This is a genomic window from Sphingobium limneticum, assembly GCF_008710155.1.
Classification (GTDB): Bacteria; Pseudomonadota; Alphaproteobacteria; order Sphingomonadales; family Sphingomonadaceae; genus Sphingobium; species Sphingobium limneticum.
Map to the genome: position 1 here is coordinate 1 of NZ_VYPZ01000026.1, position 15,834 is coordinate 15,834.

12 protein-coding genes and 2 pseudogenes are annotated in these 15,834 nt (G+C 61.6%); 2 read left to right on the plus strand and 12 right to left on the minus strand.

From position 1 onward, the window contains the following. Positions 1-125: 125 nt before the first annotated feature. Positions 126-704, plus strand: a pseudogene (locus F4U94_RS19650) (IS66 family transposase); the annotation flags it as partial. Positions 705-1,683: 979 nt separating this feature from the next. On the opposite strand, the pseudogene mobF reads toward F4U94_RS19650, so the two are convergent. From mobF to F4U94_RS19675, 4 genes and pseudogenes are all read right to left on the minus strand, one after another. Continuing rightward, a pseudogene (gene mobF, locus F4U94_RS19660) lies at positions 1,684-4,637 on the minus strand (MobF family relaxase). Further along, positions 4,634-6,724 (minus strand): type IV secretion system DNA-binding domain-containing protein, encoded by a 2,091-nt coding sequence (locus F4U94_RS19665; protein WP_120252752.1) that lies wholly within the window; start codon positions 6,722-6,724, stop codon positions 4,634-4,636. Before F4U94_RS19665 ends, mobF begins: the two are co-directional and overlap by 4 nt. Continuing rightward, positions 6,721-7,020, minus strand: coding sequence for a toxin-antitoxin system HicB family antitoxin (locus F4U94_RS19670; RefSeq protein ID WP_120252751.1), 300 nt, complete (start codon positions 7,018-7,020; stop codon positions 6,721-6,723). The genes F4U94_RS19665 and F4U94_RS19670 overlap by 4 nt, the downstream gene beginning before the upstream one ends. A 159-nt stretch (positions 7,021-7,179) precedes the next feature. Next, positions 7,180-7,506 (minus strand): hypothetical protein, encoded by a 327-nt coding sequence (locus F4U94_RS19675; RefSeq protein ID WP_145986284.1) that lies wholly within the window; start codon positions 7,504-7,506, stop codon positions 7,180-7,182. 651 nt (positions 7,507-8,157) lie between these two features. Here F4U94_RS19675 and F4U94_RS19680 point away from each other — a divergent pair. After that, complete coding sequence (locus tag F4U94_RS19680; RefSeq protein WP_246171661.1) at positions 8,158-8,394, plus strand: hypothetical protein; 237 nt, start codon at positions 8,158-8,160, stop codon at positions 8,392-8,394. Between the two features lie 404 nt (positions 8,395-8,798). Here the strand turns inward: F4U94_RS19680 and F4U94_RS19685 are convergent, their stop codons facing one another. The 8 genes from F4U94_RS19685 to F4U94_RS19720 all read right to left on the minus strand — a co-directional run bounded on the left by F4U94_RS19685 (position 8,799) and on the right by F4U94_RS19720 (position 15,829). Next, positions 8,799-9,779 carry an SLOG family protein gene (locus tag F4U94_RS19685; protein WP_120252748.1) on the minus strand — a complete coding sequence of 327 codons (981 nt, stop codon included), beginning with the start codon at positions 9,777-9,779 and terminating at the stop codon, positions 8,799-8,801. Positions 9,780-10,193: 414 nt separating this feature from the next. Further along, the gene (locus F4U94_RS19690) at positions 10,194-11,204 is read right to left on the minus strand and encodes a DUF2493 domain-containing protein (protein WP_120252747.1); all 1,011 of its coding nucleotides are present in this window, start codon (positions 11,202-11,204) and stop codon (positions 10,194-10,196) included. A 72-nt stretch (positions 11,205-11,276) separates the two neighbouring features. Next, entirely contained in the window at positions 11,277-11,558 is a 282-nt protein-coding gene (locus tag F4U94_RS19695; RefSeq protein WP_120252746.1) for a hypothetical protein, read from the minus strand. A gap of 86 nt (positions 11,559-11,644) precedes the next feature. Next, a complete protein-coding gene (locus F4U94_RS19700) occupies positions 11,645-12,115 on the minus strand; it encodes a DUF736 domain-containing protein (protein WP_088189812.1) in 471 nt (156 codons plus the stop codon). A 310-nt stretch (positions 12,116-12,425) separates the two neighbouring features. After that, on the minus strand, positions 12,426-12,635 hold the full coding sequence (locus F4U94_RS19705) for a hypothetical protein (RefSeq protein ID WP_232016562.1): 210 nt from the start codon (positions 12,633-12,635) through the stop codon (positions 12,426-12,428). Between the two features lie 21 nt (positions 12,636-12,656). Next, entirely contained in the window at positions 12,657-13,955 is a 1,299-nt protein-coding gene (locus F4U94_RS19710; RefSeq protein WP_120252744.1) for a hypothetical protein, read from the minus strand. A gap of 12 nt (positions 13,956-13,967) precedes the next feature. Beyond that, entirely contained in the window at positions 13,968-15,170 is a 1,203-nt protein-coding gene (locus tag F4U94_RS19715; RefSeq protein WP_150412160.1) for an ATP-binding protein, read from the minus strand. A gap of 95 nt (positions 15,171-15,265) precedes the next feature. Next, positions 15,266-15,829 (minus strand): DUF5983 family protein, encoded by a 564-nt coding sequence (locus F4U94_RS19720; protein WP_120252743.1) that lies wholly within the window; start codon positions 15,827-15,829, stop codon positions 15,266-15,268. Positions 15,830-15,834 lie beyond the last annotated feature (5 nt).

The following is a 15,834-nucleotide window of genomic DNA, read 5'->3' on the forward strand; positions in this document are numbered from 1 at the left end:
CCGCTGCTCCACCACCATACGAACCGCCCGCTCGCGGACTTCAGGTGAAAATTTGTTGGTTGTCTTGCTCATAACGGATGCTCCTTCTCACAAGTTGGAGCCTCCTGGAAACCCGGGGCGCTTCAGCGCGCAGTGTTGCTGAGGAGGTGTTGGGCGGCCACCAACCTGATGTGTGGGTCTCCGATCGCTACGCTGGACAGCAGGAACTGGGCAAGGAGCATCAGGTCTGCCTCGCGCATGTCCTGCGCGATGTTCAGTATGCCATCGACTGCGGGGATACCGCCTTCGCCCCCAAAGTCCGCGACCACCTGCGCTGGGCGATCCGCATCGGCAAGCGACGAAGCAGCCTGAAGGACACAACGCTGGCCACCTACGCTGCGAAGGCCGACAATCTGCTGACCCGCCTGGTACAGATGCCTGTCGCGCACCCTGCGGGACGTGTTCTGCTCAAACAAATCAAGGCTTGGCGAAGCAAGTTCTTCATCTTTCTCACCAACCGCAACGTCCCTGCGACCAACAACATATCAGAGCGCGAGATCCGCCCCTCGGTCGTGTTCCGCAAGGTCACCAACGGCTTCCGCTCCGACTGGGGCGCCCAGATCCACGCTGGATATCGATCCGTCACCGGAACCGCTCGTCTCAGCGGAAAATCGGCACTCGTAGCCATCCGCGAACTCGTCGACGGCAGATTCGTGGTCGCCTGATCAGCCCACCAATTGCCGACCCCGTGAGCAATTACCATCGTTCATCCACACAGCACCTGGGGATCGAGTTTGCTGCGCCATCTGCAGGCAAAAGCATATTGCACTGACGAAAACACTGTACGCTCGGTCTGGTAAATCAAGGTCATGTCCTGTCTATCACGGGCGAAAGACAGCATCTCCGTATCTCGTCCTCATATGGCGAGCTACCGAATTCAAATAGCGATACTGCCGCGACGCCGTCGGGCTGTGATAGGCGCCAATCGCCTTCCAGTAATTACCGGTCGAGCGCAGGGCAGACAGGAATATCCACCTTGCAGCCTCCGCATTGAAGCAGGGATCAAAACGCAGCCAATGTCGAACCTGAACAGGTGAGCGCCCAACAAGCGCAGCGATGCGAGGTGTCCACCAACTGTTGATCTGCAGGGGACCGAGATCGTGAGAGCCGTTGCTGTTACGAACCTCAGCGCCGACCCAGCCCGCTTCCTGATCGCGCAGTCCCCAAAGCGTTTTTTCCAGCTAGGGCTGACCAAGCGAGGCTTGAAGAATGCAGGCGGCGATCCGCAATTCCTCCTCATCTGAGGACTTCGAAAATGCGGGGGTGGTGTACAATGCCATACTGATGACAGCAGTGTATAACAGCCTGGGGATGCCGTGTGACTTCATCCGACCCTCCGGATAGCGGTTCCAGGCGTAGTGATCGGATTGGTCGGATCACTGTAAAGCCCAAACACCGGAACTGGGCCATCTTTCTGAAATGCAGAGAGCGCTCTCTCCGAATTGATCTCGGCGGCGGCATTACGACTGACAGAAGTCCGACTGTGCGGCTTGGTCCATCCAATGCGGCTCAGGAAGACCCTACACCCTCTGGCTTGGCGCGACGTACTGAATTCAAATTGATACTCAGGCTGGACGGCACCTGCGAAGCGCTTTCCCTGGATCAGTTGAACGGTAAACTTGCAGCGAAGCATGGGCAGTGACCTTATCGTTCGGGGCCATGGGATGGTTCGGGTCGAGGCGCAGGAGATTGGTTTTCCCGGTCGATGCCGGTTTTCGGCGCACTCCCTTCGGCGTGCGCATGGTCGAGAATGCCTGCGAGAAACTTATCGAGCACCTGCGCGATGCTCCGGGCACCGTCCGCAAGATGCTCAGCCGCGCCACGGGGTGAGCGGTCCCGATAGTGGAGTTGTCGCTCGATCGCCCGATCGCGCCGCTCCGTTCGGTCTCGCTCTTGCTCGGCCCTCAGACTTGCCACATGGCCTTCCCGGCGTTTCGAAAAGGCATCTACGCGATCAGTCTTCAACCGGCCCAACCCTTCCGAAGAAGACGTCTTTTCTCCTGACTGGCGATCGAGTTTGGCAATCAGTTCCTTGACGTTGTTGGTCCAGAGCCTGGCACCGAATGCCGCGCGGGTAATGGCGGTGTAGAAGTTCTGGGCGTTGACCAACGGCGATTCTGCGGGCGCCAGCACGAAAACGCGCGGATAGGTTTTGGACTGTGCGGAATAGACCGTCTCTGCGTAACCATGATCCCAGGTCCGGTGTTCCGACAGATTAACCTGCTGCACGCGCCCATCTCGATCCCAGCGGATCGTCGCTAGCGCGCCATCAAGTTTTTCTGCGGTGCCGCGCTCCGCATTGCGTAGCCCGAGTTCGCGACTGACGAGCCGCCACTGGATACGGTCACCCTCCGCAATATCCCGCTCTTCAGGATTGAACACATTGATGTGGCGGGCCTTCGTCGTCTGCGGATCCCAGCGTATGACGCGCCCCTGATCGTCGACGAGACGCACAACCTGGCGCCCATTGGCCTCCCGGCCTAGTCCAGCGACCCGATAGTCGGCGTGCCGTGCGATACCGAGGTCTGCAATGTCCCGCTCGAAACGCACCACCTGTCCTGCACCGTAGAAGCGGGCCATATGCTTCTGGATATCGGTTGAGCCCGCCGGGGCCAGGATGGAAAACCGGCTGCCCTCGGCGGCCAGCCCATTCTCGTTTTTCAGCGCTTCGCGAATCTTGCTGTTAACGATCAGCCGGGTCGCATTGTCGAGGACCAGGATGTTGGTTCCGGCCCGCGATGCCGGTTTAAGCCGTATCCAGGCGTTGACGACCTGTTCCGCCATCTTTTCATTGTCGTCGACGGTGCTGACGCTATCGAGCTTTGCCAATGCCTCGGCAAAGTTCCCCGTCCGCGCGGCTGTGACGGCAGCCTTGATTGATTTCGTTTCCTGCCGCACGGCGTGCGTCAACTCGACCGTTGGCAAGCCCAGTCTTCGCATCAACCAGAAGGGTTTGCCCTGCTCGATCGCCCCGGTCTGTTTCTCGTCTCCGAGAAAAAGCAGCCGTGCCCCGGTCGTCCTGCTGATCTCCAGCATCCGCTGGGCCTGGCGGTTGCCGAGCTGCCCTGCTTCATCGAGAACCAGCACATGGCGGTCCGTGATCCCCTGCCCGCCGCGCGCGATGAAGCTGGCGACAGTATGGGACGTGATGTTCGCCTTGCTTCCCAGTTCCGCTGCGGCCGATGATGTGGGTGCCAATGCAATCAATGCCGTTCCCGGTTCGGCTGCCTCGGCCAGAACTCTCACCAGCGTCGATTTTCCAGAACCGGCGACACCGTGAATCGCCGTGACCCGATCCCGCGTCAGCGCCGTCTCGACAAGTGCGCGCTGCTGCTGCGTGTTGAGCGACGTCCCGTCGAGCACGGCCAGCAAGCGATCGCTCGAGGCGATGGGACGCGCGTCATCAAGGCCGAGCGCAATATGCTGGGTCAATGCCAGCTCCAGACGCCAGGACTTCCGGCTGGTGCGGCCACGGGTCAACATCTTGTCACCGGTCTGCGCATGGGTCGGCAGCAATTTGCGCAGGACCTCATGTGCTGCGATCCGGGGACGAATATCATCAAGCCGGACTTCACCGACATGGGCAGCAAGACCCCTGCGCAATATGTCGCCTAAATTGTTGACCGCCTCGGATGTCTCCAGTTGCCGCAAGCCGAAAAGAGCCGCACGCGACGCATCGCGTTCCGTGGGCGCCGGATGCTCCCCTTCTCGACCCCGCGCCAGCGCAGCAATCTCCTGCAGCATTTCGAGACGCTTGCCTGTCCGCTGATGCCATTGCGCGCTGAGTTCTTCCTGGCCGATCTTCACCTTCGCTTGCGCGTAGCATAGAAGGAAGCACGCTGGGCTTTCTGTCCCACCAGACCATGCTCGCGCGCATGATCCTCGATCGCCTCGGCGCGCTGCGAAAATTGGTCGATCAGGTCCTTCGGCACGCCTCGTATCTCGAACAATCCGGAACGCGGATCAGCATCGATTTCATAGCCCGCTTCGCGCAAGCCGAAAGCCAGCGCATTGCGATATATCTGACCGGCCACACGCTGTTCGCCATACATGACCCGGCTTTCGAGGCTTGCCATGGGATCGCCATTCTCGCGGTTCGTCATGTTGAGCACGACGAGATGCGTATGCAGATGCGGATCAAGTTCCCGGCTGCCATGCTCGGTAAAGCGAGCAACCAGGATCCGACCCGTTGTTTCATGAACGATCTTCCCTTTATCACGGCGGCGCAACTGCGCCTGCTCCTCCAGATAGGAAATGGCTGCGGTCACCGCGCCCTCATGGGCGGCAAGCACGCGTTCGTCACCGGCAACCAGCCCCATGACCGACACGGGCTTGGGCGCGTTGACCGCAAAATCCCAGCCTGGGTGATGCTGAATTTCGCCATCCGCACGATGCCGCCCGAGTTGTTGATCCCCGACTTTTCCAGCAAGAAGGTCGCGCAACAGCTTCGGATCAACAGCCCCGAAGAGGCCGAGATCGGCTGCAAGCTTCCCACCCCATTCAGACGGTTCATTACCGCCCTTGGTGTAATAATCCCCGACCGTATAGTAGCGGGCAATATTGGCTGGTTTGCCATGGAGGCGTTGTGGCTGGATCATGCTGGCCTCGCGCGCTCACGCGGCCCGTCGTCGCGGCCATGCTGGACAAGATCAGACCGGATTTCTCCCTGCTTGCCGGCAAGGATGGTCCAAAGGGTGCGGGCGGGCGCGGGAAGCTCGGCATTCTCGTCAATGAGCAATATATCTTCCACACGCTGCGGATCGAGGTTTGTTGCTGGAGGCGTAAACAGATCCGACTGCGGTGGCGGCGTCGGGGCGGATCCTGAAGATACCGAAGGCTTCGCTGGCTTGATCTCGCCATGTGTCGCTGGCGGAGATGACTGCGTGGCTTCCCGCTCCATCGCTTCGCGAACACGCGCTTCGGCATGGGCAATGCGAACGAGCATCCCGGCCTTGTCGATCTGAATGGGGGGCGTCGTGCGTTCGAGGAAAGCTGGTCCCAAGGAGGGTACGTCGTTGAAGCGGCTATCGAACCGCACCACAGGCAAATTGCGGCCGAAGCGCAGGAAGCCCATCAGGTTGGGCAGGTTGGTGACTTCGGTCGACATGACCAGTGGCCGCGTCACCTGCATCCGCGACAGATTGACCCCATCGCGCATGTCGTTGACCCCATAGGACATGCCCTCATTGGCCTCGACCTGTTCGACCTGACCGAGGTTGATCGAGACATGCTCGGCCGTATCCGTGTCGTTCGCGCGTAGCGCCACCCAGGTTGAGCAATAGCCAGTGATCGCAGCCGCATCGTCCTTGCCGTAAGTGGCCTTGAGCTGGGGATAGGACTGGAACCCCAATATGCCGCACCCGCCATATTTGCGGGCACGGGCAAGGAAATCCGAGAGCGACGGCAGCTTATGCAGCGTCGGCAGTTCGTCGATCACGCAATAAAGCCGTCGGTCGCGATCGGGCGTCAGGCTCATGATGGCGCTAATTGCGATGTCGAGCCAGACGGTGATGAGCGGGCGTAGCGAGGGAAGCTGGTCGGCCTTCACGGTGATGAAGAGCCAGCTCCCGTCTGCGCCTTTCTCAACCCAGTCGCGGATCGAGAAGCCGTCCTCGGTATCATCGAGATAACCAAAACTGCGCATGACCGATGCAAGTTCGGCCTGGATGCCGGCGGATGTCCTTTCGCCTTCGGTGCTGATGAAGGCGGCGGCATCAGTGCCAGTCACGAAGGCGGCAAGGTCTTTCAGTTTAGAACGCAGCAGACGGTCGAGGAGGACCGAGACATAGGTATGTTTCTGGCGCGCCAGCTTGCGCATGACCGCAACCAGCGTCCCCCGCGCCGCCTTCGCCCAGAAGGGATCGCCATGCTTGTCGGGAATGGTCGATTCCGCGATCTGATCATAATGATAATCGCGTGGCACATCGACCCAGGGCGACCAGCGCGCCGCGCGCTGGTCGAGCGGGTTGAGCAACATGTCAGTGCCCTGCCGATAGAATTTCTCGACGAAGGTACCGGCGGTATCATAGACAATGGCGCGCCGACCCGATTTGCGGATGCCGTCGAGCATGCCGACGATGAGGTTTGTCTTTCCCGTGCCAGGCGCACCGCACAGCAGGATATGCTCAGGCTCATAGGCCTCAGGCACCGGCACATTGCCGATCACCAGAGGTCCCTTGGTCTGTCGCCATAGCGCGCGTTTTACCTGGCGGATCGTGCCGAACCTCGCCCCTCGCAGATATTCATTGGAGCCAAGGCCCCTACCCGTCCGGGTGAAGTAGAACCAGGCCCAGGCGAGCATGACAAGGGTGAACAGGCCAGAGAGCAGTGCGCCATGCAGCAGATAGCCTTCAAATACATGCAAGGTCTTTTTCGCGAGGGTCGAGGCAACCAGCCAGTCCGCCGAGGTCCAGTAGGCCTGGCCGTCAGGGGTGCGAAACTGCACCGGATCATTGGTCCCGGCGGCCGCATGCACCTTGATCGTGGCCTCAGCCAACTTAACCAGAATGAACCGCTCATATTCGGTCGACTTCTCGAACGCATACCAGAGCGTGCCGATGATCCAGATAATGAAACCCGCCAATATGGTCTGGTAGAAGACCTGGGTCGTCATGCGGACATTGTGGACGATCGCCTGTCCGCCGCGCGTCCATGAGCCCAACGTGTCGTTGCGAAAGATGCTCATGGGATATCCTCCCCCCCAAGCAGGCCGCGTTCGGCAAGGATCATTCGGGCCTGCACCATGCCCTGCTCGAGCGCACTGGGAGATTGCTCGCCGACGGACGTCGCAACGATCGACAGGATTTGGATCGAGGTGGCGAGAATCTCATCCTGGGAAGAGAAAACGTAGCGTTTGCGCTCGTCGACCGCCTGCTCAAGCAGCTGACGAATGAACGCCGATAACGACAGGTTCGCACCGAGCGCACGGCGCATCAAGGCGGCATGCAGCGATTCATCGAGGCGGAAATTAAGCTTGGGCAAGCGAACAGTCTCCTTATCCGGAGACCTTCGAAAATATCATGAAGCGATCGCATATTACCGGAATGGCAATATTGGCGCAAGCCGCCCTATGACCAGATTGATCCAGAGATTTAGCGCTGGGAGTAGGTACCGACAGAAAAAGAGGCTGAGCGGACTCGATCAGTTGCTTCTGATAATGATGGACGGCGGCGGCGTTCCGCCCGTCTCCTCGCGGTGTCGACGGATTTCGCCGATCCCCAGTCTGATCTTCCTGGCTACAACGTCCGACATGCGCCGCACCTCACTGGGCGTATCGAGACCAGGGACGCCTTCCAGAAACTCGGTCAGCAAAATGGTGAGCATCTGACCGACTTCTGCTGTCCCGATATAGAGAGTGCCCCCCTTGCCCGCTTCCGGGGCGTGTTGCCTTTGCGCCGACACTTCGCAGATGGCCTTGACCACCGCTTGGCGGAGATCGCTGATATACTCCTCATTCAATTCCGTCATGGCGCGATCCTTTCTTGCCGCGACAAAAAGACCATGAATTTGGCCAGGATTCAACGGGTGGTGACCTGCAGGCTCCACCGCCATCGCATGCCGCGACCAGGAATGACATACGACGCGTATCACGAAATTCCTGAAGGCGTTTCAGTATGATAGGCTTGCCCAAGTAAACCCGGTGTTTTGCGTACGACAGCGCGCCGGTTCAGTGTGAGACACGTAATACAGACTTATCCTAATGTTTTTAGGGCATAATGTTCCCGCAGCACCCGTGCGTAGGGTCCATTACAAAACGGCCTTGCGCCGTGCGTCCCGCCTTACGCAGCGCGCTCGCGCTGCGCTGCCTCGTGCCGGTAGGCGCGGGGCAACCTTTCTGCTGATTTTCGGGGGCCGATATCGGGGTGGTTTGAGGGTAGAGCTCATGAGCTTTTTCTCCCAGAATTTAAAAAAGGAGGCCGGATATAAGGCCCGGTCCCGAGAGCGTGATTACCGTCATCAGGAGATTTAACGCCGGGCTTCGCATGCCAGCATCGCTGCCTCGCCGGCGCGCCGTACACCCCGCCAGTTCCCCAGGAAGCGGCAAGCCGCTCTTGCTTTGGCCCGTCGATATGGCACAGTTGCGTGTGACGGGCAGCCCATCGGGGAAGGACGATGGAAATGCCAAAGATGACCGAAAGGGATCGGCTTGCCGATCTCGAAACACGTCAGCGCAAGCTGACGGAAGATCTGGAAACCGCCCGCCGCGCTCTGCGCGGCAAATATGCGGCCATGGTAAACGACGTGCCGATAGAGAAGCTGACGGAGCGTGAGTTCCGCGAACTTCTGACCCAGGCTATCCGGGTTGGCGGCAGCGCAGCGCTGACGGCCCTGAAAAAGTTGCCGCCAGTGAGCTGACCCGCCGCGAAGCGGCAATCTGATGATAATCGGCATGGGTGGAGCATAAGGAACCCATTCCTGTCGGTATCAGAGCGAAGGACGACATCGGATATCGGCGAGATTTCCCCTGCTCTGACCTTACTGGATCTTGAAGGCAGAGGACGCATTCCCCGCTTTGGCCCTCACCTCATTTGATCGTTACGCTGAACGTTTTCGCGACTACCAGCCTTCCCAAACCGCACCCGAAGGGTGTCCCTGCGACGAGCACGGCGAAGCCGCGCGCAGGAGGCCGGGACCGCGCTGGCGGTTCCGTATCGCCTCCGCGACGGGCCCGCTTGCGGGTCCCTGAGCGGGGGCGAGTGCTGCGCTTGAAAAAAGAAATGAGGATCGGCCCGGTAAACCGGACCGATCCTCTCGGGGCGTCATTGCGCCTCCCATTCCTGATCGCTGAGCCTCAGAAACCGCGCCGGGATACGCTTCTCCCTGACCAGTCGCGCAAGGTGCGATTGCAATCCTGATCCTTCGCACACCAGCGCTTCGACGGGACGTAATCCGACCATCTGCTCGTTGCGTACGAACCCCGCCCGTTTGCCAAGCTTTGCGCTGAGCCGGAATGTTATGAGCGTGACTTTGCGCGACGCTGCCCACGCTGCGGCCATGGCGTCGCACCCCTTGTCTTGCGCGGTCGTCGCCAGCACCATCATCGGATTTCGGGATTTGGCTTCATCGAGCTTGCCCCAGATGAGACGGTCGTCAAACCAGCATTCCGCTCCTCCTGAGAAGATCACAATCGGTCCTTGCGGGTTGTGCGCGTCGGTCCGGCGTTGACGACGGGCGGCGAGGAAATCGGTGGCGGCAATAACCGACGCAGTGCGCTTGCTCGATACCAGCGATCCCTTCGGCGCGGACCATGGCCGTCCGGTTTCGGTGTGGAAGACGTCAGCCGCATGGTCGCGCATGCACCGCAGCGCCTCGGTAGCTTCGTCGAGATATTCAAGTTCGTCGCGTGCCTGCTCGAGTTCGACGCTGTGGATTTCGCTGCCATCGGCGCGACGCAGCAGGTCCTGAATCTGCCGTGTCGCCTTGTCGGCCTGGCCCTCCCACTGGTCGGCGACGTGATGGAAGCTGTTGACGATACCCCACGCCAGGCGCTGCGCGGCCGGCTCCAAGCGCGTGTCCCGTAATGCGTCGAAAAGTGTCGTGACGATCAGTTCGACGGCGAACTGGGCTTCCCTCGGATCGGGCATGTCGGTCGCCATCTCTTCTCCACCACGCCCGATGCGGACACCATCGAGATCGGAGGCGAAGGCCGCGTGGAAGTCGTCGGTGGTAGCCACTGTCTCCTGCGTGATGAATGTAGCAATGTCGGAAGGCATGCGGTCGGCGTGGTTGATCTTCGTCATGAGAACCTCCTTTTGAAGCGAAAGAGGTTCCCCCCTGGGCACGGGCTCCGAGCGTCGGGGTCAAGGATCGCGGAACGCGACCGGCGCAGCCGGCGATGGGGGTCACGATTTTTTGGGGCGGTCACCATGGTCGAGTGAGAAGCGCGGCGCCTGACCCGCCCCAAAAAATGGTGGGGCCCCGTCGTCCTTGAGGCCGACGCGGTCCCGTGCCACCCTTGGAATTCTTGAGAGAGAGAAGAGGCGTTGCGAATCTGGGGCTCGATGCCCCTGATTCGCAAATGGGTGCCTCCTGGCGATGGCCTCGCAGGGAAGTGCCGGCAACGCTTGCCCTGATCGCCGAGGTAGCATCTGTTCCATGAAAAAGGGGACAGCGCGCGTAGCGCTATCCCCGAACGAAATGCGAGCGATGTAATGTCAGGCGGCACGGCGAAGTTGGCTGCGCCGGGGCGGAGTGACATTTTCGACCGGAACCTGATCGGCCTTGCGGAAGGCATGGATCGGAACGCTGGCCTTCCGCAGAGCCTGATAAAGATTGGCCTGAATACCCGATCCCTCACCCAGCAAGGCTTCGACGGGTTTCAGGTCCACAAGCTTGCGATTGCGGGCGAAGGGCGCACCGCGCCCCGACCCCGTCAGCGAATATGTCACAAGTTGCACCTCCCGATTGCCAGCCCAAGAGGCCACGATCGCGTCGAATCCCTTGCGCTGCGCGGTCGTCACCAGCGTCATATGCGGGATGCGTTCGAGGATGGTGTCGAGCCGATCCCAGAGCAATTGCCAGTCATGCCATTCCGCATGGCCTGAGGCGATAACGATCGGTCCACGGGGACGGTACCGCTCCCGTTCGGCCAGTTCCCGGGCACGCAGGAAATCCTGTATCGATACTTGCGTGGCGGTAGCCGCCTTCGAGACACGCGATCCGCGCGCCGGCGACCAGGGGCGACCCGATAGCACGCGGAAAGTTTCGGCGGCATAATCGCGCATGCACTCGATCGCCTCGCGTTGTTCGGTCAGCGACTGGCACAGGAGCTGTTTCTCCTCCAGTTCGCTGTTGAAAACCTCCGAAGGCTCGATCCGCCGGATCAAATCGCGCAGCTCATTGGCCAGCATGTCTTCCTGTCGTTCAAGCTTGCCAGCTACGAAGTGGAAGCTGTTGACCATGCCCCAGGCGATCTCGGGCGCGAGCGCGTCGAGGCGGGTATCGGTCAAGAGATCGAAGATGGTGGCGATCACACCCGCGCAATCGGCCTGCGCGTGGAGCGGTTCGGGCATATCATGCTCGCCCGGCTCGTCGCCCGGCGTGATGATCGAAAGCGGGATGGGATCGCCAAAAGCGCGTTTGAATTCCGGTGTCGCCGTCATCTGTGCAAACAGCGTCGGCAGGTCTGCGAAGTGGCTGATACGCCGCGAATGGTCATGGGTCATGGTACTTCTCCTCATCATGGAAAAGGAAAAAGGGGCGCGAACGCGCAAAGGCGTCCCGCCCCATTATGTCGATCAGTGCATGTTCGCCCGTACGCTGGGCAAAGCGGTTGAGCGCGTCAGGACGGCATCGACGATTTGCGCCGCATGGGGCGCAAAGGGCGTGCCTTCGAGCATGTCATAGATAGCAGCGATGATCTCGCCGCATGTAACGCCGCCAGGTATTTCCGGCGAGCGGACCGCAAGCGTGTTTTGGGATGTCAGCAGATCCCGGATAGCGGGACTGGCCATGATCGCGACGCAGAGCGCCGAGAGATCGGACAGCGGCGCGATGTCATGAAAAGAAGGAAGCGGCATGGACTGTCTCCTCATGCGAAGAAAAGAAAAGGGCCGGGGAAGCCTGACGCCTCCCCGGCCCGGAACGGGTTCCGATCAACGGGAGATCAGAACGGGTCCTCCTCGCCAAACGGCGCGCCCGCACCGGCCAGCTCGCCGTCAGCCCCTGCGGTGCTGTCACCGAAGCCGCCTTCGTCGCGCGAACCGCGATCGTCATAATTGGTGCGGCTGGTCCCCATGCTGCCCCCGAAGTCGGAGCGCATGGTGTCGCGCCGCCATGCGACCATGTAGCCGCCATGATCGGCCGGGAAGAGCGCGATCGGCAGCGGTTCAGGCAGGCTGGGGTCGTCGATATTGCCGGCAAGGAAGACCTCGCCGGTGCGCTTGGACGCAGCCTCCCACAATGCGCCGACCTGAACCCAGCGACGCGCGACGTTGAGCGCCAGGATTTCGTATACCGGAGCCTTCTCATTCTCGCTCATGACCTTGCGCAGCCCGATGCGCGGGAGATCGATCGTGCGGGTGGCGATCGAGCCCGTCAGGCGGCCGTTCTGATTGAAGATTTCACCGATGTTCATCGTCTTGACCTTTCGAATGTCGCTCGAAATCCATTTTCCGGCGACACCCTCCCCGTCCCTTCTCTCCTCTCTGTCCCGCCCTTGCCCCGCGCGCCGCCCGTCGAAGGAACAGCGCTCCCCATCCTTCCCGCGACGCTCGCCCCTCCGCCACCCGCAGCCCTGCGACCGGCCCACAATTCAGCGCAAAACCCCGGCAGGACGGGTCGCCAATACAGCCCTGCCGGGGGCAGCGCAGGTGGATGGCGCGCGAGGCTGAAGGCGCGGTGGGGCTACGGTCGGGCGAATAGCGGTAGCGGTGCGCATGGTGAGATCATGCCGCCATCGCCAGCCAGCGATCCGGCCAGGCCGGCGGCCTTGTCGTCACCCGATAGGCCTGCAAGGGTAGGATCCCGCGGATGACATAATGCGGGATGCCGGTGTCCCGCCGAAGATTGAGGGCGATTTTATAGGCGTGATCGAATGAGCATAAGCGGCGCCGGCAAGGTGACAACCGGGCGGGCAGATCGGACGAGGGCATCATGGCCTCCATGCTGGAATAGGTTCAGGCAGCGATTGACCGGTTTGCATCGACCGCCGCAGCGGCGTTAAGTGCAAGCAGGCTTTGGAGCGTGACGGGTGTGCGATTTGCCCGCCGGGTCCTGGGGCCTCGGGACGGTCTGGCCGGATCGTTGAACCGACAGCCGATACGTGCGGCGCGCTTACCGATGACGGCGGGATCGCGGCCAAGCGCCTGGGCGACATCGACCATCGAAACGCCATGGGTCCAGGCGTTACGGATCGCCCGGTCCTCATGCGCGCTGAATGCGCGCATGAAGCCATGCACCAGCCCCAGGCGGTTGGCATGATAAAGGACAGCGCGCACGCCGCGACCAAGGTCTTTGGCAATGTCCCGTGTCGGTACCTTGCCATAATCCGCTCGCAACCGAGCTTCTTCCCCGGCCGTCCAGACAGGTCCCTGCCGAAACCCGTCGCGGCGGACATGCGTGCCGCGCAAGCCAAGCGCCTCTGCACGCCAGCGGATGGAATGCGGGCTGCGGCCAAGCCGCTCCCGCAGGGGCGTCAGGCTCGTACCAGTCGCATAAGCGTGGCGCAGCAGCTCGTCTTCCTCAATGATCCACGGCCTGCCCCACCCTCTGCCGTAACCCAGTTTGCGAAGGCGTTGGCCAAGGCTGCGACTGTTCCGGGCCGGAAATCCCTCAGAAGCGAGCGCCCTGGCAATGACGACATAGGGCACGCCTGTGGCCGCGAGTGTGAGTGCGCGAGCCATTTCCGCGTCGCTCCAGTCGTCCGGCTGGCAGGCATGGCGCAGACCCAGCGCCGAAGCGCGGGAGATGACGCCACCGAAGGGACGGCCGATGAGGCTGGCAATCTGGGCGACGGGAACACCCTTGGCGTACCCGGCGCGAAGCTGTGCATCTTCCCAACCGCTATAGGGCGGCGATCCGGGCTCGGAGAGTCCGAGCAGTTGCGCACGGGCATAGAGGGCGCTCACAGCGCGGCCGAGGCGGGCAGCCAGTGTCGCGGTTGGTTCGTGCATATAGCAGCGCGCCAGTTCCTCATCCTCCCACGCGATCCAGGATCGCCGCGAGTTTCGGCGGAGGCCAAGATCATAGATACGCGTGGCGATGCTGGCACGCGATCGGCCCAGCACTGTGGCAATCTCCTCTAGCGTGCAGTCATCGGCGAAGGCGGCGCGCAAACGCAGCGTTTCATCGGGGAGCCATGCGTCGGCACGGAAAGCCAGTTCGGCAAGTGGCGCGGTTGTACCCGTTTGCTGGTCAGGGACGAACGGGGTGAGTTCGACGATTTCAGCGTCGAGATCGAAGCTTGTCTCTTTCATGGCACTCTCCGTTCAGACCAGGCCGATAACGGGCGTATCGACGACACGCAGGCGCAACCGGGCAGACAGCCGCGCGATCCGCGTATCGCCGCGCGGCATGGTGTCGGACGCACCGATCGCGGCGAGCAGGTCGAGCCCGGCATCGATATCGTTCGCAGGCAGGGCAAGGTGCCGCACCAGATCGTCCGCCGTGGTGGCGTTGGGCGCTATGCTGCCCAGCGCGCCGACAATCCGTGCAGCGGCGGGGGCGGCGGGATCGAGGAGGAAGGCGTCGAGCGCGCGTTGGCCTCGCATGGTCACCTGGTTCCCTCTGGTCGGCGCGACCTCGCGCAGGGTGTCAAGATCGAGCAGGGTCCGGCTTTCATCGGCATCAAGATCGGCGGCAGCGACTAGATCGGGCGTGCGCCCGATATGGGGGGTGATCGTGGGATCGATCTTCGCCAGCACCGGGATCGCCGCGAGCGCGGGGCCAAAGGCGAAGAATTCGCCGGGCGGAAGCTGGCGCAGCAACGCGGCCTGTTCACTGCCGAACCCCAGAAGGTCGGCAGCACGTGCCACGTCGCGATCAAAGACATTGAGGCCGATCAGATGATTGTGCAGTTCAGAGACCACCGAACTGGCGAGCTTGGCGAGGCGCTGGGTCGCGATTATCGTGCCAATGCCGCGCTTGCGACCCCGCGCGCACATATCCGTCAAGGTGGCGACCCCCAGACGGCGGGTCTCCGCGTCGCGGGCCGAGGCTGCAATATGCGGCGCGAGCAGATGCGCCTCGTCGATACACACCAGCACCGTGTGGGCCCAATGTTCGCGCGGTGTCGAGAGCAGGCCCGCAAAGAAGGCCGCAGCTTTCTCGATGCGATGATCGGGCTCCAGATCGGTAAGGTCGAGATGGAGGGCGATACGATGCTGCCGCGTTCGCAGCGCGAGCGCTGTGAGACCATCATTGGCATATTCGCGTGCGATGACCGTCGTTGCGCCGATATGCGTAGCAAGGTTGGCGAACTCGCCTTCCGGATCGACAATGATGGTGGTGAGATAATCGAACGCTTCTTCGATGATCCGGCGCAGCGTCTGGCTTTTGCCCGCGCCTGAAGATCCCTGGATCAGACAGCGCCCCGCCATCAGTTTACCCAGATCCAGTTCGAGCGGACTGGTCGATGAGCGGCCGAGCGGGACTTTCGTGTCGCGGGTGAAATCAGGATTGGAGATCGTCATGGGATATGCTCCTTTGCCCGGCGGCGCTGAGAGCGGCCGGAGATGCTGGTCGAGGGAAAGGGCTTGAGGTGATAAATGGCCAGCGGGCCTGGCGATCAGGGATGCTTGTGCTGCGATCCGTCGATCGACTGTTCGGAAAGCGTGGCGTCCTTTTCACAGGCCTCGCAAAAAGCTGCGTCGAACACAGCGCCGAGCGCCCAGTCCTGGGCATCATCGTCCCAGCGCGCCCAGGCATCGCGCATTACCTCGGCGCTGCCACATGCAGAACAGCGGATCGTGATCCTGGCAGCGGGGTTTGCGGCATTGACCGATTTCCCCGCGTCGCCCGTTGCCTCCCCCTGCCCGGCCGCGAAGACCGGGAACCGATCGCAAGGCGGTTCATCACGGTCGAAGCTCAGCCAGTTCGCTCCAGCCTTGCGGGCGTCCGACAGCAAAGCCCAGAATTCAGGCGAAAGCCCATCGGGGCGATCGGGCCAGTCATCGATGAAGCCAAGATGGACCCAGAAGCCATATTGGTGGGCCTCGATCGACAAGATCGGATGATCGACGATGATCCGGCCGCTCCTTCGCGGCGCGTGCTGGATCAGCCGGTCGATGGCGTCATTCTCGGCGCGGGGAAGATGCGCTGTCGAACAGGCGCAGACGGGGAAGCGGCGCATGGCCG

Bases quoted from the DNA above. Each gene is read 5' to 3' on its own strand.
- F4U94_RS19665 (WP_120252752.1), bottom strand. From the start codon at position 6,724: ATGAGCATCTTTCGCAACGACACGTTGGGCTCATGGACGCGCGGCGGA.
- F4U94_RS19675 (WP_145986284.1), bottom strand. From the start codon at position 7,506: ATGACGGAATTGAATGAGGAGTATATCAGCGATCTCCGCCAAGCGGTG.
- F4U94_RS19680 (WP_246171661.1), top strand. From the start codon at position 8,158: ATGCCAAAGATGACCGAAAGGGATCGGCTTGCCGATCTCGAAACACGT.
- F4U94_RS19685 (WP_120252748.1), bottom strand. From the start codon at position 9,779: ATGACGAAGATCAACCACGCCGACCGCATGCCTTCCGACATTGCTACA.
- F4U94_RS19690 (WP_120252747.1), bottom strand. From the start codon at position 11,204: ATGACCCATGACCATTCGCGGCGTATCAGCCACTTCGCAGACCTGCCG.
- F4U94_RS19695 (WP_120252746.1), bottom strand. From the start codon at position 11,558: ATGCCGCTTCCTTCTTTTCATGACATCGCGCCGCTGTCCGATCTCTCG.
- F4U94_RS19700 (WP_088189812.1), bottom strand. From the start codon at position 12,115: ATGAACATCGGTGAAATCTTCAATCAGAACGGCCGCCTGACGGGCTCG.
- F4U94_RS19705 (WP_232016562.1), bottom strand. From the start codon at position 12,635: ATGATGCCCTCGTCCGATCTGCCCGCCCGGTTGTCACCTTGCCGGCGC.
- F4U94_RS19710 (WP_120252744.1), bottom strand. From the start codon at position 13,955: ATGAAAGAGACAAGCTTCGATCTCGACGCTGAAATCGTCGAACTCACC.
- F4U94_RS19715 (WP_150412160.1), bottom strand. From the start codon at position 15,170: ATGACGATCTCCAATCCTGATTTCACCCGCGACACGAAAGTCCCGCTC.
- F4U94_RS19720 (WP_120252743.1), bottom strand. From the start codon at position 15,829: ATGCGCCGCTTCCCCGTCTGCGCCTGTTCGACAGCGCATCTTCCCCGC.